The sequence below is a fragment of the Shewanella eurypsychrophilus genome, assembly GCF_007004545.3.
Taxonomy (GTDB): Bacteria; Pseudomonadota; Gammaproteobacteria; order Enterobacterales; family Shewanellaceae; genus Shewanella; species Shewanella eurypsychrophilus.
Genome location: NZ_CP045503.2, coordinates 1,210,594 through 1,229,801 on the forward strand (window position 1 = coordinate 1,210,594; position 19,208 = coordinate 1,229,801).

Sequence of the window (19,208 nt, forward strand, 5' to 3'; positions counted from 1 at the left end):
AGCTTGTGATCTGGGTAGCAGGTTTCACGCTGTCAATAATGACTAGATATTAAATATTTGAAATGTTAGGTAGCGATTTGATATTTTTTGAACGCTATTTAACCGTATTAATAATTGTTTGCCAGTAGTTATAGTCAATTAATAAGTAGGAGTAGAATCAATTTATTAAATATTGCCTTTCGCTACCCCTTATTGTATCTGTCTTCGGTAGTTTCAGTTCGAAGAGAGTACCTGCTTGTTAATAGCCAAGCGTAGATGCGGGTGCGACCTTCAAACACTCTTCCCAACAACCAGCCCCGCCAAATGAACCAAAACAAAAAATGTCTCCAAGCTTCATTCGAAGTTGGCCACTAATTTGCTGTTAGAGCTGTTTTTGATAGATCCCTTCAGCGTCATCGGCGAGCTCAAAGCCGATGTTGAATAGGTACTCTTTGTGTTCTACGGTTGCCGCTTTTGCGATGAGGGTATTCACTCCACGCTGTTTAATCTCATCGAGCAAAGGGGTCGAGCAAAGGGGTCGGAGCGAATAAGGTCAAACCTTCTTGTAAATCCACAAGTGTAGATACGGCTGCGAGCTTCCAAATCAGGGATGATTTGGCAGAGCTTCCATGGATGGACTTGCAGCGTCTCGCAGAAGCATCTGCATAGCCCCCGCTGGGAAGCGTTAGGTTGCCATGAAAGTACGACTTTCAAACACACAGTCCAACAAATGCTGGATTCCGGCTCAAAAGCTCTGCCGGAAAGACGGTCGTATCAACGAAAATGTAATAGACCTTCATTCGAAGGCTAGCAAACTTTGGGGCAGAAACGAGCTAGCCACACAACCAGAAACACTAAATTCCAAGAGAGACTATTCTTGTAAATCAGCAAGTGTAGATGCAGCTGCGAGCTTCGATTTCAGGGCCAAAAATGTTCCATACATTTTTCGGCATTTCCCACATCCGTGTGGGTCAGATGAAATCGCAGAGCCCACAGGGCCAATTTTATTCCATACAAAATTTGGCATTTCCTCCATCCGTGGAGGTCAGAGTGCTTGCGGCGACTCGCAGAACCTTCTCAAAGAAAAGAGCGCACATACCTCGCCGGACAGGTGTTAAACAAAAATGAAGATACGACCTTCAAACACACTTCCAAGTATCGAAGTAAGCCAAATGAACCAAAGTAAAAATGTATCTAGCTTCATTCGAAGCTAGAGCTGTTTTTGATAGATCCCTTCAGCGTCATCGGCGAGCTCAAAGCCGATGTTGAATAGGTACTCTTTGTGTTCTACGGTTGCCGCTTTTGCGATGAGGGTATTAACCCCACGCTGTTTAATCTCATCGGGGTGTGAGACAAAGTAATAATTTGCCAGTTTGAAGTCTCGATATTGTGGGGTGACATAGTCGAGCAGAATAGAGAGTTCACCCTTGTCATTATTGTTGCCAACTAATACACCGGCAATGCTGTTATCTCTTAGCATATAAAACGCTGTATTGGCCTTTCCGAGCTCACAGAGTGATGTCTGTGTCTCAATATCGGCCAGGTTTTCTGAGATAAAGTGGTCAAAATATTCAGTATTGACAGAGGCGGCAATCAGCTTGAACTGCTCATCGGTTGAATAAAATTTCCATAAATAATATACGTTTATTCCTGCTATACCTAAGTTCATAAACATCGTCGGGTAAGAGTTTATAAGGTAAGCAAAGCCTGCGAAGGCAAGGCAGCCAACTAGGTTGATCAACCTCAGTTTTTTTATTGATGTCATTGTTAGAGAAACGAGGACGATTAACGACGCCAGATAACCAAACCACTCCACCCAATTAAAATCCATTTTCTATCCCTGTATGTTAGCGAACCTACTGGTAGTAACCAAACTGTTAAATACCTGCTAATTATTACTCCGGAATAAAAGCAGGGTCAAGACTCAATTCAAATGACTGCCTTTTCTTAAAGGGTAAACTTTGAATGATTGAATGTAGATGTTACTTATCAGCTTTTGACATTATATTTGCCAGTGTGCCGTCATTTTTCAGTTCAACTAGGGTTTTTGAGAAGAGTAAAGCTAGTCGTTGACCCGTTTTATCTGATTGAAATGCGTAATAAACATTTTGGCGGGACAGTGGTTGTCCAGAATCGTAACTAATATTGTTTTTGCCACTTTGCTTTATTGCTTTGAGACCAGATTTCTCTTCAACTACAAAAACATCAATACGCCCTATATCTAACATTAGTATGTTATTGATATCACTTGGAGCTGTGCTAATCGTAAAAGATGAATTTGCAGTTATTTCTTTTGAATATGGATATCCCAGTGTAATCCCAATATGTTTCCCGGTAAGGTCTGTAATCGATGTGATCAGAGGTTGACCCTGTTTAGTAAATCCAAAATCTTTTTTGATATAAATAGGTTCTGATTTGGATATTTTTTGAGAAACCATGACATCCAGAGCAGGAAAAAAACCATGGAGTTTATTTTCAGCGAAGTAGGTGGTGACTCTTACGGGGGGCATTACTTTTATAATGATATTTACTTTACTACGCTTGGCAATTTCTTTAGTTAACTCAACAAATATCCCAGTGTCTTTATCTTCTACCATTAATGGGATTGGAAATGTTCCAATCGTATAGACTTCATCTTCAGCAAAGCTAACCCCAGTGAAAAAAAATAAAAAACCAAGTAAGAATAGGATATTTTTTTTCATGGGGAACCTAGCGACATTATGTCTATTGTAAAAAAGCTCTGTGTATAGTTTAGTTTAGGTTAGAGCAACAATATAAGAAATCGTTCGAGTGGTCTTGGTCTCACACGTAGCTGTAATGACTCCTTACACGGCGTATATTTTAGGTTTGTGAGCTTGTTCAAAGTCGTTCAATTGTGTCCCCCTGAGTATAATGTATGTCGAAGCTCTAACACTTATTTCCCAAGAAGACTGACTAAACGAGATGCACTGAAACCTAATTTTCACTCTGAATAATCCCGAAATTACTCGACCTCAAGTAAGGAGATAACCCACTTTTGCAGTGGGTCATCATTGTAGCGAGGGTGCCAAGCTGCAATCACATCAAAACTATCGGGTGAATGCTCTAAAGGAATCGTCACTATATCTAGGCCCTTGATGGCTCTTGAAGGTAAAAAGGCAATGGCGTCGGTTGTTTCAAGATACATAGGAACAATAGAGAAGCAGGGGGCTGATACGACAATATTTCTCTTTAATCCAAATTGCGAAAACCAATCATCAATTGAGCCTTTAAAATTTGGCCGTGATGGCGAAGCGATGATTGTTGGATAACTTGCGACTTCAGCCAAAGTGGGCGTCGTTTGTGAGATCGTTTGTGAAATGGTTGAATTTGCTGAGGCCACACAAACATGATGCTCTTCAAATAGCTTGATCATGGGGTAGCTAGCTGGAATGTGATCGGGGCAGGCGATAGCTAAGTTCACTTTACCGCTTATCATTAACTCATGCAGCTTATCAATTTCAAAATCTCTGACGATCAATTTCAAATTTGGTGATTGCTTTCTTAGTTTTGCAATTAATGCTGGTAGCACTATTTGTTGTGCATAGTCGGTAGCTGAGATAACAAAGGTGCCACTGGTTTTTTCAGGAGAGAAGGTGTTTGGCGACAAGAGTAATTTGAAATCAATTAGCAGTTTTTCGACGTTTAACGATAGCTCTTTAGCAAATGGTGTAGGCACAAAGCCATTGGTTTTTCTAACAAATAACCTGTCATCAAACACATCTCGGAGTTTCTTTAAATGCTCACTAACCGCTTGCTGAGTTAAACCGAGTTGGTGTGCTGCTTTAGAGGCATTTTCTTCACGTATTAAGGCTTGAAAAACCCTCAACTGTTTGATGTCTAATCTGTCTAGCTTACTCACAATGACTTTCCCTATGTATCAGTTTCTTCCTTAATGTAACTCATAACCATAAAATATTGTATCACTAACAAATAAGCTTTGTTTCTATTTGTTCAAGACGGTTGTTAAAGTTATTGCATCAAGTTAATTCAACGATTGGAGACAAAAATGAAGACAGTAATTTTAATTGGTGCACTAGGTAAAATGGGTCAGGCAGCGCTAACAGGGCTAGGAGCACACAAGGTTATCACGGCTGGCCGTTCTGGTGATGTAGACCACCTCGTAGATATCACTGACGTACAATCTATTGAGGCACTCTATGACAAAGTGGGGCACTTCGACGCTGTGGTGAATACCGTTGGTTTTTGTGAGTATGCTAATTTTACCGAGATGACAGAAGCCCAGTGGATGACAACTGTTATGAGTAAAATGATGGGGCAGATTAACTTAGTTCGTATTGGTCAGAAGTACATTGCTGAAGCTGGTTCATTTACCTTAATCAGCGGAATTTTAAACGTTAAGCCTATTCCATTCGCCATCGCTGATGCGACAACAAGCGGTGCGATTGACACTTTTGTAAAATGTGTTGCGCTAGAGATGCCAAGAAATACCCGAATTAATGTTGTAAATCCTACAGTCCTTGAAGAGGCTTGGGATGTTTATGGTGAGATGATGCCAGGGTTTGAGCCAGTTTCAGGGAAGCGAGTGGGCAAAGCATTCGAACGTTCTGTTGATGGGTTTCTTACCGGTGAGGTTATTTTTGTCGATGCTTAGCAATTCAGTGTCATAGTTTAAAAGCCAGTAGCTAAACACTGCTGGCTTTTTCATTATGCACTTGGTTAAGTGTTTTCATTCCAAGTTAGTACTCGTTAGGTAAATAATGATTCAATGGATTATCCTTAATCGGTATATCCCAGCTTCTGAGAGCACGCATTCGTCTTGACGAAGTTGGCTGGTGGGTGACTCACTATACCTGTCGTTGGTAAAGGCGCGGTGGAAGTCCCAGTAGCCTTCTGAGTTTTCGACCCATTCTGGAAACTTTTTACCGCATAAATCTATGGTCAATGGACCTTTTCTAAGTTTTTCCATAAGACTTCTCCTGTTTCCCTTTTCACAACTTTATCAAGGGCTTGGTCATTGTAAATGAATGCATGTCAATCTTGAATAATCGAAGTGGAGCAATGAACCCTTTACCCTTGAGGAGACTAAACATAAGGATTAATGATAATGGTTCAATATTGATGGGTCTTATACCAATTGCACTAAGTATTTGACCAATTCAGAGCGACTCAGGCTTTTCAATTCAATGTGCATTGGTGAAGAAATTGTTACTCCCTTTTGAGCCAGTGCAAAGCAGAAGTGGGAAGTCTGAGCCGCTCACGTAGTGCGGCTTTCAAAGCCATTTAAGCTTCGTTGTGGGCTTTCGATATAGAATTACTATTAGCTTCAATCCCCCGCCTCGCTTACAGGGCTCTGAATTCCCGCTGAATGGTCAAACTTTTAATGTAACTGGTATTAGCTGGCTCTAAGTTGAATCTTTAATAAAGCCAGAAGTTAAACATAGGACACTTTAGTCACTTTCACCCTAAGTGTTTTGACTGAAAGGTGGGCTGGGGCTAGCTTTTTTATTGAGTTAAACCTGTTTTAGATGGCTAGCCATTAAGAAATTATGGCACAGCCAATGAGCCCTTAGATACTTGTTACCAGTCTCTATTTTATAAATCATTTAGATAACGCATGACCATTTCATCTTGATTTTCTGGTGTGTCAGTTATAGATAACTGCTCATTAATCATTTTTCCCATCGTTGGGAATGATGAACGATCAATATGGCTCTCCGCTGACCAGAGTTTGGAACGCATAAGCGCTTTAGCACAGTGCAAGAACACTTCGGTTATGGCTATCTCAATGCAAGTTTGAGGTGGATTTGCTTCATCTGAGAACAGCTCCAAATGTTCTCTCGATGTGGAGATTCGAGCCGTGCCGTTGACCCTTAAGGTTTCATCTATGCCGGGGATCAGAAACAGGCAGCCGATGCTGCCTGTCTCTATGATATTGATCAGACTATCGAGGCGATTGTTTCCCTTGGCATCGGGAATTAGTAGGCATGTATCATTGAGTATCTTGATAAAACCAGGCTTACCGCCACGAGGAGAGCAGTCGAGTGTGCCTGATTTCGTATTGGTAGGTTTTCCATAGGTAGAAATAGTGAGAAAGGGTGAGTGCTCAATAAAGTTAATTGAGTGCTTCTCTAGTGCATCAAGTTGTTTATCTTTACTGCGACCTTTAGCTGGGACATAGAGTTGTCTGAGCTGCTCTTGTGATTCTATATACATGGCTATCCTTAATGATGCTTGTAGGCGTTGGCAGATGCTTTGATTTAGATGATATAGCGCTATTAACACCAACTGCTATGCAAAATTAGCATTACCTTATGGGGGTTTTCAAGCTTGGAACTTAATTGGTGAATAAGAGCCCACAAGGAACTTCTTATGAAGTTAGCCGATCTTGTCTCGAAATCACCTGCACGGCACCGCTAGTAATTCGAAATGGCTAATACCAATCGGTATAATACCTATCGACTAGACTCAATAGATGAACAAGAGTCATCCAACTTTATATGTCCTTTATGATGGAGCCTGTCCTCGTTGTCTCAAGGACCGAGATAACTACTTACGTGTAGCGGGGAAGTATGCCACGGGAGTGAACTGGTTCGATATCACAGATCAGGGTGTTCAGCTAAAGGCTTGGGGGATAGATCCGTTTCAGGCACTAACAGAGCTACATGTGATCATTGGCGAGTGTGATGATATTGATAAGCCAATAGTGGTGTCTGAGCTGGATGCATATATCATTTTAATGAGTAGGGTGCCAATGTTGCAGCCATTTGCTTGGTTAATTGGGCGAAAGTGTATCCGGCCGTTATTATCAATCTTGTACCGTAGGGCTGTTTATAGGCGGCTTAAATGCGAAGGAAGGCTAATGTGAATGGTGGCTATAGATGACGATTGCGCTGACTCATATCGCTTTGCACGTTGAGGATGTTTCTGCTTGCGTCGATTTCTATGCTTCATATGCTGGTATGCAAGTTATACATGAGCGTCCTTGCGGTCACAGCTCTGAGCTTTCTCGTAGTAATAACCCTGTTTGGCTTGGTAAAAACAGAATCGTCTGGCTGAGTGAACCGGGGCAAGAGTCACAATTTATTATTGTGCTAATTCCCGGAGGAAGAGAGCATAAACAGCAGATGGATGATTATTCCCATCTCAGTCAATATTAAAACTAGCAAAATAATTCCAGATTGAAAGTCTCGTTCTCCATATTTATCGTTTTGTAATAAGCTAATTATTTTTAACTACATAGCTTATTATTAACCCTTGAATATTAACGTCTTAGGCTGACTTGTCTTTCCCCGGGTTTTCCTTGTGGTTTGATGTGTAGTCACGTGTCTAGTTTGGTTAGACTAACTGATGTATTATCAAACAGGAAACCAGTTTTCGAGGATTTTTATGTTTGAAGCCATGACTGCTCAGAGTCGTTTTGTTCCTGATTTAGATTGTATCGATCTACATAATGAAAGAGTGAGTGAACTCGTGACGATATTATCGCAAGCTATTGGTTTGGCCGAGCAAAAGATAAAAGAGTTCGCCTGGGCGGCGCGGGTTCATGATGTCGGTAAACGATTTATCTCTGAGGATATTAGAAATAAGCCAGGTAAATTAAGCCAGCCTGAGTTCAATAAGATGCAAGCACACTGTGTGGCGGGATATCAGATGCTCTACAGATTAGGTTATGACGAGATCTTTCTGAACACAGCTTTATATCATCACGAAAATTGGGATGGTTCAGGGTATCCTGATGGTTTGAGAGAAGACAATATTCCGTTAGAAGCGCAGGTATGTTCTATATGTGATGTATATGAAGCCCTAAGAGCCACTCGCTGTTATAAAGCCAGTAAGACGCATAAAGAAGCTGTGAAGATAATATTGGCTCTGTTTGGTTCAAAGTTTAACCCAAAGCTTAGGCCATTTTTTGTTAAAGCCCTGCCTGAATTTGAGAAGCTAGAATCCCTGATATTAGCAGATAGCCAAGCTCAGTTAAGCGTTTAGACTCATTCTCTTTAGGGGAATAAAAAAGGTGAAGACGCTGGTCTTCACCTTTTTTAGTGTTAAAGAGAGAATTCTTTAGCTAAGTATTTATTCCCCTTGAGGAACACCAGCTCGGTTGATCAGGAACTGAGTCAATAGCGGTACCGGACGACCTGTAGATCCCTTGTTCGCGCCACTGTTCCAAGCCGTACCAGCCACATCTAAGTGTGCCCAGTTGTACTTTTTAGTGAAGCGAGACAGGAAACAAGCCGCGGTGATAGCACCGCCAGCACGACCACCAAGGTTGGTCATATCTGCAAACGGGCTTTCAAGATGTTCTTGATACACATCCCATAAAGGCAGGCGCCATGCACGATCGCCACTTTGCTCGCCCGCATTTAATAGTTCATGTGCGAGTGGGTTATGACCCGAGAATAGACCTGAAGCATGCTTACCCAGTGCAATAACACATGCACCTGTCAATGTGGCGGTATCGACAACTAACTCAGGGTCGAAACGCTCAACATAAGTGAGTACGTCACACAGTACCAAGCGACCTTCTGCATCAGTGTTTAATACTTCAACAGTTTGGCCAGACATCGTCGTGAGTATGTCTCCTGGGCGGTATGCATTGCTTGAAGGCATATTTTCACAGCCTGCAAGAATGCCGATGACATTGATAGGTAGCTTCATGTCACATAGGGCTTTCATTGCACCGATAACACCGGCGGCTCCACCCATGTCGTACTTCATCTCATCCATGGCTTCGCCAGGCTTAAGAGAGATACCACCTGAATCAAATGTCAGACCTTTACCGACAAGCACAATTGGCTTTTCTGTATTATCTACAGCGCCCTTGTACTCCATCACAGTCATCACAGATTCGTTATCACTACCCCGGCCAACTGCTAGGTATGAGTTCATTCCCAGTTTTGCCATCTGTTCTTCGCCAACCGTTGTTACCGTTAGCTCTTCACAAACTTCACCCATCTGGCGTGCTTGAGAAGCTAGATAAGCTGGGTTACAGATGTTTGGCGGCATATTTGCCACGTCACGACAAAGGCGCATGCCAGCAGATACGGCCATACCATGCTCGATTGCGCGTTCACCCACGGCCAGTTCACGGCGTGTTGGTACATTGAAAACTAGCTTGCGTAGCGGACGGCGAGTCTCATCTTTGCTTGTTTTTAACGCGTCAAAACTGTAAAGACTGTTTTGTGTCGTTTCAACGGCTTCACGTACTTTCCAATATGTGTCGCGGCCTTTAACGTGCAGTTCAGTCAGGAAGCAAACGGCTTCCATTGATCCTGTCTCATTAAGTGTCTTGATGGTTTTAGTGATAATTTGCTTGTATTGACGCTCATCGAGTTCGCGTTCCTTACCACAACCGACCAACAGAACGCGCTCACTGAGAACGTTAGGCACATGATGCAAGAGTAGCATCTGACCTGGCTTACCTTCTAAGTCCCCGCGACGAAGTAAGTTACTGATATAGCCTTCACTAATTTTATCGAGCTGCTCAGCAATACCCGAAAGGCGTCTTGGTTCATATACGCCAACCACTATGCAGGCCGAACGCTGTTTTTCCGGACTGCCGCTCTTAACGCTAAACTCCATGAGCTCTCCTAGATTCTTAAAGACAAATTTTATTATTTATTAGATAATGTCTGCTTGTGCCCAAAAACGGGCCTAAATTTGGTACTTTAGAGTTTGTTTTTAGGTGTTTTTATACCATATTTAGTTAATAAATGGTTACAAAACTACCAAAAGTAGACAGTCTACATGAAAGTTAGTCTGACACCAGCATAATTATAAGTTTAGGGACCGGATCCAGCCTGTGATTGTATTTAGATATTTGATTCGAGAAGTTTTCAAGGCCCAAATAGCCGTACTTTTAGTACTTTTAGCTATTTTTATTAGCCAACATTTTGTTCGAGTACTCGCAGACGCCTCTGACGGTGAGTTTCCTGCTGCGTTAGTCCTGACACTATTAGGACTCAATCTGCCTGAACTTACTGTTCTGGTCTTACCCTTGAGCCTATTTCTGGGGATTCTACTCGCCCATGGCCGTATGTATGCGGACAGTGAAATGGTGATTTTTCATGGTGTAGGAGTCAGTGAGTGGTATATCACTCGAGTGACCTTGTTACTGGCTATCGGGAATATGATATTTACCCTTATGTTGTCAGTTTATGTCACTCCTTGGGCAGAAGAGAAGCAGAATCAGGTACTCGAGCATGCTCAGTCTGAAGCGGGATTGGCCGCTATCACTCAGGGACGATTTCAGACCAGCCCCAACGGTAGAGCTGTATTATTTGTTGAACGTATTGGTCGTGATAATCAGCTTAATAAAGTCTTTGTGGCCCAATTACCCGATCCAGAAGATGAATCGGGGATCAGTAATATTGTCGTTGCCCAGGGGGGCAAAGTCATCGAAGATGATACCGGTGGACAACGTCTTCAACTGAGTGATGGTGTGCAGTATCAGGCTACGCCTAAGCAAGTTGATTTTCAGATAATCGAATTTGGCGGTTATCAGATGCAGATAAAAGATCAGGAGGTCGATGAGCGTCGACGCAAACTTTCTGCGTTACCTGTTGATGAGCTGATGGAACTTGATGGTCCGGCAGCTACGGCTGAGTTCCATTGGCGTCTGGCCATTCCTTTGGCTATTCCCTTGATGACATTGATTGCTGTACCTATGGCAAGGGTTAATGTGCGTCAGGGCAAGTTTGCTAAAATGTTCCCGGCGATACTACTTTATCTTGGTTACTTCGGCTTAATGGTTGCTGGGCGTAAAGCCCTGGAAGATGGTGTGATACCTGAGTATCTAGGGATGTGGTGGATACATGGCTCCGCACTCTTAATTGGCATCTTACTTTTAGGCAAAGAGCGCCCTGCCGGCGCTAAGCTATCAGGCATATTTAAGCGCAAGAGGGTTGCAGCGTGAAAATATTAGACCTATATATTGCACGAACTTTAGTAAGCACCTCGGCGCTTTGTTTGCTTATTCTGACGGGTTTATCAGGCATTATTAAATGGGTCGATCAGCTTAGAGTCGTGGGGCGTGGTAGCTATACTATGCTCGATGCTGGCATCTATGTACTGTTTCTAATTCCTCGTGATATTGAGATGTTTTTCCCTATGGCGGTGCTACTTGGTGCCTTAATTGGTATGGGGATGCTGGCGTCTAATTCTGAGTTAGTGGTGATGCAATCTTCGGGGCTATCTCGCTTTCAGATCACCATTTCAGCGATGAAAACCGCGGTCCCCTTGATGCTGATTATTATGGCATTAGGAGAGTGGGGCGCTCCTGCTGCAGAAAGACGAGCTAATGAGTTGCAGGCTTTCAAAGTATCAGGAGGCAGCCTTATCAAGTCTAGTCGGGGGATTTGGGCTAAAGATGGCGATCTGTTCGTCAACATTGGTGAAGTTGAAAACATTAATAGCTTAAAAAATATTACCCTGTATGAGTTTGATAATACCTTAACCTTAGTTAAAACTATCCATGCCGAGCGTGGCATCTATTCTAATGACCATTGGCGTTTAATTGATGTTAGGCAAACAGATCTGACACCCGATAAGGTGACATTAACGGATACGACCCTATATCGCTGGGAGTCGACACTTACGCCAGATAAGCTGAGTGTGGTGTCGGTGAAACCTGAATCTTTATCAATTCAAGGATTAATAGGCTATCTGGATTACCTGAAAGCCAATAATCAAGACTCTGGTCGTTATGAACTGGCACTATGGCGAAAAGTGATGCAACCTATCACCGTCGCCGTAATGATGCTGGTAGCATTATCATTTGTATTTGGCCCACTGAGAACAGTGACTATGGGCGCTCGGGTATTGCTTGGAGTGATAGCGGGTTTCACCTTCTACATTAGCAGTGAAATATTTGGCCCATTGACGCTGGTGTATGGTCTACCCGCTTTTATCGGTGCCATGATGCCTGCTTTAATCTTCAGTATTATCGCAATCTACTTTATTAGAAAATAGACTTTGAGTTCCTAGGGCCTAGTTCCTAGTTTCTAGGGGTTAGTTCCTAGTTCCTAGATGTGCAAATGATATGACCCCCTAAAAGTGGACACCTTATATAAGCGATAAGGTGCCATGAAAATATTAACTCGTAAGACCCACACAGCAGCCTTCAAATTGGCTGCTGTTCAACAATCCTTAAACTCTCCCGATACAGTAAAGGCTTTAGCTGGTAAATTAGGTATCCATCCCGCTTTGCTCAGTAAATGGAGAGCTCAATTGACGTCGAAGAAACACACTTCTAAACCTATTAAAAATGTCGGTCCTAATAAGGGGCTAGCTGAACTTGAACGTGAAAACCGTGGGCTAAAAAAACGATTAGAGCGTGCAGAGTTGGAGAACGATATCTTAAAAAAGGCGAAGGAGTTCTTCGACAAACACCAGGGATAAAGTTTCAGTTTATCCAAGGTTATTGCTCAACTCGAAGAACGATAAAATTGCTCTGTGATATTTTTGGTGTATCTCGCTCAGGCTATTACAGCTGGCTTGTTCGTAAGCCTTCTCAACGCGATAAAGATAACGAAGTACTGTCTGACTTTCTCAAAGAAAAGATAGCTGAGCACAGGAGCATAGCGGGTTATAGGAAGTTATGGCTGGATGCTGTAGCTAATGGTTTCGATTGTAATAAAAAGCGAGTACAAAGCTTGTTACAGGTGTTTGATTACAGGTCTAAAGCATGTAAAAGGAAGTTCGGTGTAGTGAAGCCTAGGTTGATTGAAACAAGAGCGCCGAATTACTTAAACAGAGAGTTTGAAGTAGCTAAACCTAATACTGTTTGGGTATCAGATATTACACAAATTAGGTGCAAAGAGGGCTGGCAGTATCTATGTGTCATCATCGATTTGTACTCACGTAAAGTGGTGGGCTGGGCAACGAGCTACATAAATTCGAGCGAACTGGTGATGAAGTCACTCAAACAAGCTTGGGTAGAACGAAGGCCAAATGGGAGTGAGCTGATGTTTCACTCTGACCAGGGGGCTCAATACAGAAGCTTTGAAGTACTTAAGTGGCTAACGAAGCGTAAGGTCACAGTGAGTATGTCGAGAAAGGGGAATTGCTGGGATAATGCTTGCTCAGAAAGCTTTTTTGCTCAGTTAAAGAAAGAATGGTTCTCTAACTTAGAAGAGCTAAGCAGAAAAGAAATGACAACACAGTGTCGATTTTATATCGATGATTATTATAATATGGTGAGAAGACATGGGACTCTAAATGGAGTGAGTCCCATAGTATTTGAATCAAGAATTTAAACCCTGTGTCCACTTTACTGGGGTCATATCAAAAAGAGGAAGGGTTTCGAGCTAGAAGTTGCGAGCTACGAGCTAACTTTCTCGTTTTAGCTCGCACCTTGTGACTTTCTTTGCTGTTAAAAAGCTCGAGACTGAATTAAACGCCGCGCCAGTTGCGCATCTGGTTGGCTTCTTTTGAGAGTACAACAACTTCTGAGCGGGTCATCATATCTTGCAGTGCGAGCTTATCGCCATTGATCAATATCCACAGGTTGCCAATCCCTAGTAGAGACCAAACGAGTCTGGCGCCAGCGGTTATCATGCTGAGACTCTGACCATTGGGATGTTGAATTTTCAACTTCCAGGCTCTCATGCCGAGAGTCTGACCACCATAGCTCCAGAAAGAGATATAAAACAGACCGACACACAGCGCAATCCAGAATTGGTAGATCCCCTTATACAAGGAATTACCATTGAGAAGATCGGATACGTGTTCATAATTTCCCATCTCCACCATGCCCGAGGAGGTGAGTGCGGTGAAAATGCCAAATCCAATCGCACCAGCAATCATATAGACAGCAACAGCGAGTAACAGATCATAAACAATGGCACCACAGCGACGAAAGAATCCGGCACGAGGAAAGTTAGCATGTTCGCTGTTTGGCATTGAGCTTTCAGTCATTTTAGGGGCTCTCTAGCATTGAGATAATGTTCACTGATATCGATTGATATAGACTGTACAGTCGACGATAAAGGTGGCACTCGGTTACTTGTTCTTAGGATCATCTTTAATGTAATAGATGTCACGAAATCCCATACGAGCAAATTCTTTATCTCTAAAGTCTCTGACAGCTGCAGAGCCTTTCGAAGTCATCGCTACTTGTTGCTCCATCATATGGTAGCTGGTCAGATCGACGCCTTCTGCGGCGGCAATCGCCTCATGAATATCGTGATGTTTATCATAAGCAAAATTGATCTCTTTCGCTTGCTTCTTATATGTATAGGTGACTCGTACTGCCATAATTTTCTCTACTGATTCTTTATCTAATATGTGATGTGTTAATTAAAGTAAATGCTAATCTGTCTGGATATCGAGCACCATGTAGCATGCATCTGCTGTGTAGCTCTGTAAGTTTTTGTCGATGACTTTTTCAACAAAACCTTGCTTTTCCCAGTAGCTACTGGCGCCTTGAACGGCAACTAATGAGAGCGTTTGGTACATAAATTGTTGTGCGAGCCCAATAAGCTTTTCAAGTGCAGCTTGTCCAGCCCCTTTGCCCTGAGCCTTGGCCGATAACGCAATATCATGCAGATATAAAGTGTCGGCTTGCTCCACTTTGGTTATCACTTGCTCCAGTGAAGGAGGGCTACCTAGTTGCCACGGATGAGCTAAACAATAGCCGACAACCTGATTATCGGCCTCTATGACGAAGCAGCTCATAGAAGAGACCTGCCATTTGCTTTGTAAGGTCTGCAAAGATTCAGGTTCGATTTCAGGATAGCATTCCTCTTGAATCAATAGGATGGCTGTCCAATCATTATCTGTGATACTTCTCAGTTGCATAACTTCGTCCTAGCTGCGCTATTTCGTGGCCGTATGATACGTTATTTCAGATATCTTTGCTCTAGATGACGCCTAAAGAATTTAGGGTTTAATGTTTCGCCGGTAGCATGCTTAACCAGTTCATCGGTCGTTAATAGGCTGCCTTGAGACCAGATATTCTTATCTAGCCAGTCAAATACCAGCTCAATCTTACCTTGAGCCAGCAGATCATCGACCGAACCAAGACTGGCTTCCATGGAATATCTGAACTGAGCAGCATACATGGCACCTAAGGTGTAACTAGGAAAGTAGCCTAATTCACCTACCGCCCAGTGTATATCTTGCATGCAGCCGTTACGGTAATCATCTTGGATATCGATACCGAGTAAAGATTGCATCTGCTGTGTCCAAAAGTCGGGGAGATCGGCGACGCTAAGGCTACCGTCAACTAGACCCTTCTCGGCTTCGAAGCGCAAGAGTATATGGCAAGGGTAAGTCACTTCGTCGGCATCGACTCTGATGAGACCTGGTTTGACTCGGGTGTAGATTTGGCTTAAATCTTCGATACTAAGCTGACTGCCTAAATGCTGCTGTAATTTAGGTTGGATTTGAGTCAGAAACCCTTTACCTCGGCCCAGTTGCATCTCACAAAATAGGCTCTGGCTTTCATGTATCGCCATAGATCGATGGCCACCGGCGGGTTGTCCGCGCCACTCTTTTGGTAAGCCTTGCTCATATCTGGCATGGCCAGTTTCATGGACTATCCCCATTAAACCGCTGGTAAAGTCAGCTTCATCGTATCGTGTGGTTAAACGAATATCTCCAGGAACACCACCACAAAAAGGATGACTACTGACATCTAAACGACCTTGATTAAAATCGAAGCCGAGATACTTCATCACATCGCGCCCTAACGCTTCTTGAGTGTGGGCCGAATACTTAGCCAAGGCTATTGGCTGAACATTTTTTTGCTGGCCTTGTACTGTTTCTATCAAGCCGGGTAACCAAGATTTTAGATCGCCAAATAGCAGTTCTAATCGGGCAGTGGTCATGCCTGGTTCAAATTTATTCAGTAAGGCATCGTAGGGTGAAAGGTCTTGAGCCTGTGCGCGGATCGAGGCTTCCTCTCTGACGAGTTTCATTAAGGCTTCTAGGTTAGGCTTAAATCCTTGCCAATCATTGTTTTTACGCTGATCTCGCCAAGCGTGTTCGCAACGGTATGCTAGTTGTGTCTTAGCTTGAACTAAGTCTGCAGGCACCACATTGGCTTGCATAAACTGATAGCGGATCTCTCTGAGATTGGAGATCTGATGGCTGTTGAGTAACTCTTCTTCCGCTTGCTCAATACTGGTTTCAATAAAGGGTTCTGTCTTTAACTCATGGATATGACGAGCCAGTTCTGCCATAGCTGCACCGCGGCTTTCGCTACCACCTAATGGCATCATAGTGGCCTGATCCCAATCACCTAAAGCGCTGAGATGCTCGAAGTGAGCTATCTTCTGGAAGTGTTCGGTTAAACTATGATAATGCGGCGTGTTTTTTGAGTGGGTCATAACATCTCGTCAGCAGTTTTATCTTTGATCCTATCTTATACCAATTCCATTAAACATATGATCAATTCAGAGCTTTCTCAGGGCTTTAAATTCAAGGCGCATTGTTGATGAATGGTTATTCCCTTTAGAGTTAATACAAGCTCCAATCTTCAATGCCGCTTAACCATAAATGAAAGCTTGATCTGTTTGTTAATGTTAATAAGGTTTCCATATTGAATTGGCTTTGCTATATTTTATAGAATATATGAATTGGTATTGTGGACAAGGCTGTTCACTCATCACATTTAGTTTCAATAAAATGGATGCTGTAATACACATGGAGGCGACTATGGTGGAGTTTCTGCTCACCCAAGCTAATTTACCTTTTACTCTTTCTCTTTTCTTTGTACTCATGCTCGGCGTATTTGAAGCACTCTCCTTGTGTATCGGTTACAGCCTAGTTGGTGCGCTTGATGATTGGGCGCCCATCGATATTGATGCAGACAGCGCCACAGGCTTAACGGGTGTTGCCGGATGGCTCTGCTTAAATCGGTTACCCTTACTTATCTGGTTCGTACTGGTATTAATTAGTTTCTCTGTTGCCGGATACACGGCTAATTATTTGTCGCTGATATTTAACCGCGAGTTACTTCCCCAGAGTGCAACCTTGCCCATCGCTCTTTTCATTACAGCAGTTTCTTGTCGTTATCTTGGTGCTGCAATTGCCAGAATATTACCTAAGAATGAGTCCAGTGCTATCTCTATTGACGGTCTGCTTGGCAGTGTCGGAACTGTGACCATAGGTTGTGCAATTAAAGGCAATCCAAGTGAAGCCCTAGTACAAGATCAGTACCACCAAAAGCACTATGTGCTGGTTGAACCTGAGTCGGCCGGTATCGAATTCAATAGTGGCACCCAGGTTGTACTGCTTAAACGAGAAGGTACTGTGTGGTCTGCTGCCCGTTTTGACTCTTAATCATCTGGCTCAATGCATGTGCTAATTGACGTAAATAATAACAAATTGTAGTAATAAAGATCGCTTTCGGTCGTAATTTTAAGGGAAGTAAAATGGATCAGATTCAAGAGATAGGCTCAGGTTTTGGCGGTAGTTTTGTGCTACTAGTTGTAGGTTCAGCCTTACTCGGTATGTTGGTTATCGGGCTCATTTTTGCCAAGCTATATCGCAGAGCCTCGAAAGAGACAGCCTTTGTTCGTACGGGATTTGGTGGCGAAAAAATAGTTAAAGACGGTGGAGCCATAGTATTGCCTGTGCTGCATGAAACTATTTCCGTCAATATGAATACCCTTCGCATCGAAGTTGAGAAGATGCAGAAAGATGCACTAATCACTAAAGACAGAATGCGTGTTGATGTGAAAGCCGATTTTTATCTGCGTGTTGCGCCTACTGCTGATGGGATCTCGATGGCGGCTCAAACCTTAGGTTCTAGAACGACTCGAGTCGAAGAAGTGAAGAAGCTGATGGAGTCAAAGTTTGTCGATGTATTGCGCGCTGTCGCAGCAGAGATGAGCATGACAGAGATGCATGAGCAGAGAGCTGACTTCGTTCAGCGTGTACAGAACAATGTCGCCAATGATTTGGAGAAGAACGGCTTAGAGCTGGAGTCTGTGTCTTTGACTGGGTTTGATCAGACTGATCTGCAGTATTTTAATGAAAATAATGCCTTCGACGCCGAAGGTCGTGCTCGACTTGCTAAGATTATCGAAGAAAAGCGCAAAGAAACTAACGATATTGAACAAGAGAACCGCATTAAGATCGAGCTGCGAAACCTAGAAGCTGAGAAAGAATCTCTTGAGATTGAGCAGTCGGAAGAGGAAGCTAGACTGATCCAGCAGCAGGCGCTTGAATTTAAACGTGCGGAGCAAAAAGCTGAAATTCTGAAGAAGCAAGAGCAGAAGACTCGTGAAGAGCGTGAGGCTGAAATTGCTAGAGAGCGTGCAGTAGAAACTGCAGAGATTGAGAAGACTAAAGATATTGAGACCCGTGAAATAGAGAAGTGTAAAGCGATTGAACAGTCTCGAATTCAGCAACAAAGAGACATAGAGGTTGCTGAGCAGGAGAAGCAGATTGCCGTCGCAGTTAAATCGGAAGAAGAATCAGCAGCCAGAGCTAAAGCGGCTGAAGCGGAGAAGATTAAGGTAGAGAAAGAGGAAGCGGTGATCACCACGCGTCAGGTTGCAGAAGCTAACCGTCGTAAGGAGATCGAAGTTATCGATGCACGTAAAGAAGCTGAGAGAGAAGCGGTGGGGGTCACGGTTGAAGCTGAAGCCGAGAAGCGTGCAGCTGAAGATAGGTCCAGTGCAATATTGACCGAGGCGAGAGCTGCTGCGGATGCGAAGAAACTAAAGGCTGAAGCTGATGAAAAGGTGTATGCGGTAGAAGCTGCAGGTAAGCAGGCGCTGCATGAAGCTGAAAACGTACTAAGCGATGAGCAAATTGAGCTGCAACGTGCGATGGCGATTTTAGCTGCATTACCTGAAGTGGTTAAACAATCTGTTAAGCCTTTAGAAAATATTGAAGGTATTAAAATATTACAGGGCTACGGCGCTGGCGGCAATGGAATGTCCCAAGATGGGGCTGTTATGGCTCAAACTGGTCAGGCGGGCATTGCTGAGCAAGTCACTAATGCAGCATTAAATTATCGTGCTAACGCACCTGTGGTCGATGCCATGTTACAAGAGCTAGGACTGGTAGATGCCGATAAGGGCAGTTTAAACGATCTCTTAACTGGCAAGAGTCCATTAACAGCTAATGCAATTTCAGCAATCCAGTCAGACAGTGCTAAGAGTAAGCTAAATGGTAATAGCCACTTTGGGGAAAGTCATTTAGGTGAAGAGCTTCAAGAGCAGTAATAAGCCAATAAGTCATACGGTATAAAGTTAATAAAAAAGCACCTTAAAGGTGCTTTTTTATATAAC

Annotated in this window: 19 protein-coding genes; 9 read left to right on the forward strand and 10 right to left on the reverse strand. The window is 43.2% G+C overall.

The window, feature by feature from the left end; translation table 11 throughout:
* Positions 1 to 1,189: 1,189 nt before the first annotated feature.
* The 3 genes from FM038_RS05050 to FM038_RS05060 all read right to left on the reverse strand — a co-directional run bounded on the left by FM038_RS05050 (position 1,190) and on the right by FM038_RS05060 (position 3,859).
* On the reverse strand, positions 1,190 to 1,810 hold the full coding sequence (locus tag FM038_RS05050; protein ID WP_142872248.1) for a YgjV family protein: 621 nt from the start codon (positions 1,808 to 1,810) through the stop codon (positions 1,190 to 1,192).
* Positions 1,811 to 1,961: 151 nt separating this feature from the next.
* Entirely contained in the window at positions 1,962 to 2,681 is a 720-nt protein-coding gene (locus FM038_RS05055; protein ID WP_142872249.1) for a substrate-binding periplasmic protein, read from the reverse strand.
* A gap of 281 nt (positions 2,682 to 2,962) precedes the next feature.
* A complete protein-coding gene (locus tag FM038_RS05060; protein ID WP_142872250.1) occupies positions 2,963 to 3,859 on the reverse strand; it encodes a LysR family transcriptional regulator in 897 nt (298 codons plus the stop codon).
* Between the two features lie 147 nt (positions 3,860 to 4,006).
* Here FM038_RS05060 and FM038_RS05065 point away from each other — a divergent pair, with 147 nt between their 5' ends.
* Complete coding sequence (locus FM038_RS05065; protein WP_142872251.1) at positions 4,007 to 4,612, forward strand: short chain dehydrogenase; 606 nt, start codon at positions 4,007 to 4,009, stop codon at positions 4,610 to 4,612.
* A 111-nt stretch (positions 4,613 to 4,723) separates the two neighbouring features.
* Here the strand turns inward: FM038_RS05065 and FM038_RS05070 are convergent, their stop codons facing one another.
* Together FM038_RS05070 and FM038_RS05075 are read right to left on the reverse strand one after the other, a co-directional pair.
* Positions 4,724 to 4,927 (reverse strand): hypothetical protein, encoded by a 204-nt coding sequence (locus tag FM038_RS05070; protein ID WP_142872252.1) that lies wholly within the window; start codon positions 4,925 to 4,927, stop codon positions 4,724 to 4,726.
* 626 nt (positions 4,928 to 5,553) lie between these two features.
* Positions 5,554 to 6,174: a pyridoxamine 5'-phosphate oxidase family protein gene (locus FM038_RS05075; protein ID WP_142872253.1), complete on the reverse strand. Its 621-nt coding sequence runs from the start codon at positions 6,172 to 6,174 to the stop codon at positions 5,554 to 5,556.
* Positions 6,175 to 6,433: 259 nt separating this feature from the next.
* On the opposite strand from FM038_RS05075, the gene FM038_RS05080 reads away from it, so the two are divergent.
* From FM038_RS05080 to FM038_RS05090, 3 genes are all read left to right on the forward strand, one after another.
* Positions 6,434 to 6,826 (forward strand): DCC1-like thiol-disulfide oxidoreductase family protein, encoded by a 393-nt coding sequence (locus tag FM038_RS05080; RefSeq protein WP_142872254.1) that lies wholly within the window; start codon positions 6,434 to 6,436, stop codon positions 6,824 to 6,826.
* 13 nt (positions 6,827 to 6,839) lie between these two features.
* Complete coding sequence (locus FM038_RS05085; RefSeq protein WP_185965758.1) at positions 6,840 to 7,118, forward strand: VOC family protein; 279 nt, start codon at positions 6,840 to 6,842, stop codon at positions 7,116 to 7,118.
* Between the two features lie 229 nt (positions 7,119 to 7,347).
* Positions 7,348 to 7,947: an HD-GYP domain-containing protein gene (locus tag FM038_RS05090; protein ID WP_185965759.1), complete on the forward strand. Its 600-nt coding sequence runs from the start codon at positions 7,348 to 7,350 to the stop codon at positions 7,945 to 7,947.
* A gap of 87 nt (positions 7,948 to 8,034) precedes the next feature.
* On the opposite strand, the gene pepA is transcribed toward FM038_RS05090, so the two are convergent.
* A complete protein-coding gene (gene pepA, locus FM038_RS05095) occupies positions 8,035 to 9,543 on the reverse strand; it encodes a leucyl aminopeptidase (RefSeq protein WP_142872256.1) in 1,509 nt (502 codons plus the stop codon).
* A 220-nt stretch (positions 9,544 to 9,763) separates the two neighbouring features.
* On the opposite strand from pepA, the gene lptF reads away from it, so the two are divergent.
* From lptF to FM038_RS05110, 3 genes are all read left to right on the forward strand, one after another.
* Complete coding sequence (lptF, locus tag FM038_RS05100) at positions 9,764 to 10,876, forward strand: LPS export ABC transporter permease LptF (protein WP_142872257.1); 1,113 nt, start codon at positions 9,764 to 9,766, stop codon at positions 10,874 to 10,876.
* On the forward strand, positions 10,873 to 11,931 hold the full coding sequence (gene lptG, locus FM038_RS05105) for an LPS export ABC transporter permease LptG (RefSeq protein ID WP_142872258.1): 1,059 nt from the start codon (positions 10,873 to 10,875) through the stop codon (positions 11,929 to 11,931). The genes lptF and lptG overlap by 4 nt, the downstream gene beginning before the upstream one ends.
* Positions 11,932 to 12,045: 114 nt before the next feature.
* Positions 12,046 to 13,217 (forward strand): IS3 family transposase gene (locus FM038_RS05110; RefSeq protein WP_223293003.1). Its coding sequence is split into 2 segments (ribosomal slippage): positions 12,046 to 12,316 and positions 12,316 to 13,217, totalling 1,173 coding nucleotides; the frame shifts between segments, so codons are not numbered across the junction.
* A gap of 136 nt (positions 13,218 to 13,353) precedes the next feature.
* Here the strand turns inward: FM038_RS05110 and FM038_RS05115 are convergent.
* The 4 genes from FM038_RS05115 to FM038_RS05130 form a co-directional block, all read right to left on the reverse strand.
* Positions 13,354 to 13,863 carry an RDD family protein gene (locus tag FM038_RS05115; protein WP_142872936.1) on the reverse strand — a complete coding sequence of 170 codons (510 nt, stop codon included), beginning with the start codon at positions 13,861 to 13,863 and terminating at the stop codon, positions 13,354 to 13,356.
* Positions 13,864 to 13,962: 99 nt separating this feature from the next.
* On the reverse strand, positions 13,963 to 14,217 hold the full coding sequence (locus FM038_RS05120; protein ID WP_142872260.1) for a DUF2960 domain-containing protein: 255 nt from the start codon (positions 14,215 to 14,217) through the stop codon (positions 13,963 to 13,965).
* Between the two features lie 54 nt (positions 14,218 to 14,271).
* Positions 14,272 to 14,760, reverse strand: coding sequence for a GNAT family N-acetyltransferase (locus tag FM038_RS05125; protein ID WP_142872261.1), 489 nt, complete (start codon positions 14,758 to 14,760; stop codon positions 14,272 to 14,274).
* Positions 14,761 to 14,801: 41 nt separating this feature from the next.
* A complete protein-coding gene (locus tag FM038_RS05130; RefSeq protein WP_142872262.1) occupies positions 14,802 to 16,292 on the reverse strand; it encodes a carboxypeptidase M32 in 1,491 nt (496 codons plus the stop codon).
* 328 nt (positions 16,293 to 16,620) lie between these two features.
* Here FM038_RS05130 and FM038_RS05135 point away from each other — a divergent pair, with 328 nt between their 5' ends.
* The gene (locus FM038_RS05135; protein ID WP_142872263.1) at positions 16,621 to 17,247 is read left to right on the forward strand and encodes an OB-fold-containig protein; all 627 of its coding nucleotides are present in this window, start codon (positions 16,621 to 16,623) and stop codon (positions 17,245 to 17,247) included.
* Between the two features lie 92 nt (positions 17,248 to 17,339).
* Positions 17,340 to 19,142 carry a flotillin family protein gene (locus tag FM038_RS05140; RefSeq protein ID WP_142872264.1) on the forward strand — a complete coding sequence of 601 codons (1,803 nt, stop codon included), beginning with the start codon at positions 17,340 to 17,342 and terminating at the stop codon, positions 19,140 to 19,142.
* Positions 19,143 to 19,208 lie beyond the last annotated feature (66 nt).

What these genes read in the sequence shown, in the direction of transcription:
- FM038_RS05050 (WP_142872248.1), bottom strand. Translation starts at nt 1,810, where the DNA reads ATGGATTTTAATTGGGTGGAGTGGTTTGGTTATCTGGCGTCGTTAATC.
- FM038_RS05055 (WP_142872249.1), bottom strand. Translation starts at nt 2,681, where the DNA reads ATGAAAAAAAATATCCTATTCTTACTTGGTTTTTTATTTTTTTTCACT.
- FM038_RS05065 (WP_142872251.1), top strand. Translation starts at nt 4,007, where the DNA reads ATGAAGACAGTAATTTTAATTGGTGCACTAGGTAAAATGGGTCAGGCA.
- FM038_RS05070 (WP_142872252.1), bottom strand. Translation starts at nt 4,927, where the DNA reads ATGGAAAAACTTAGAAAAGGTCCATTGACCATAGATTTATGCGGTAAA.
- FM038_RS05075 (WP_142872253.1), bottom strand. Translation starts at nt 6,174, where the DNA reads ATGTATATAGAATCACAAGAGCAGCTCAGACAACTCTATGTCCCAGCT.
- FM038_RS05080 (WP_142872254.1), top strand. Translation starts at nt 6,434, where the DNA reads ATGAACAAGAGTCATCCAACTTTATATGTCCTTTATGATGGAGCCTGT.
- FM038_RS05085 (WP_185965758.1), top strand. Translation starts at nt 6,840, where the DNA reads ATGACGATTGCGCTGACTCATATCGCTTTGCACGTTGAGGATGTTTCT.
- FM038_RS05090 (WP_185965759.1), top strand. Translation starts at nt 7,348, where the DNA reads ATGTTTGAAGCCATGACTGCTCAGAGTCGTTTTGTTCCTGATTTAGAT.
- pepA (WP_142872256.1), bottom strand. Translation starts at nt 9,543, where the DNA reads ATGGAGTTTAGCGTTAAGAGCGGCAGTCCGGAAAAACAGCGTTCGGCC.
- FM038_RS05115 (WP_142872936.1), bottom strand. Translation starts at nt 13,863, where the DNA reads ATGCCAAACAGCGAACATGCTAACTTTCCTCGTGCCGGATTCTTTCGT.
- FM038_RS05120 (WP_142872260.1), bottom strand. Translation starts at nt 14,217, where the DNA reads ATGGCAGTACGAGTCACCTATACATATAAGAAGCAAGCGAAAGAGATC.
- FM038_RS05125 (WP_142872261.1), bottom strand. Translation starts at nt 14,760, where the DNA reads ATGCAACTGAGAAGTATCACAGATAATGATTGGACAGCCATCCTATTG.
- FM038_RS05130 (WP_142872262.1), bottom strand. Translation starts at nt 16,292, where the DNA reads ATGACCCACTCAAAAAACACGCCGCATTATCATAGTTTAACCGAACAC.
- FM038_RS05135 (WP_142872263.1), top strand. Translation starts at nt 16,621, where the DNA reads ATGGTGGAGTTTCTGCTCACCCAAGCTAATTTACCTTTTACTCTTTCT.
- FM038_RS05140 (WP_142872264.1), top strand. Translation starts at nt 17,340, where the DNA reads ATGGATCAGATTCAAGAGATAGGCTCAGGTTTTGGCGGTAGTTTTGTG.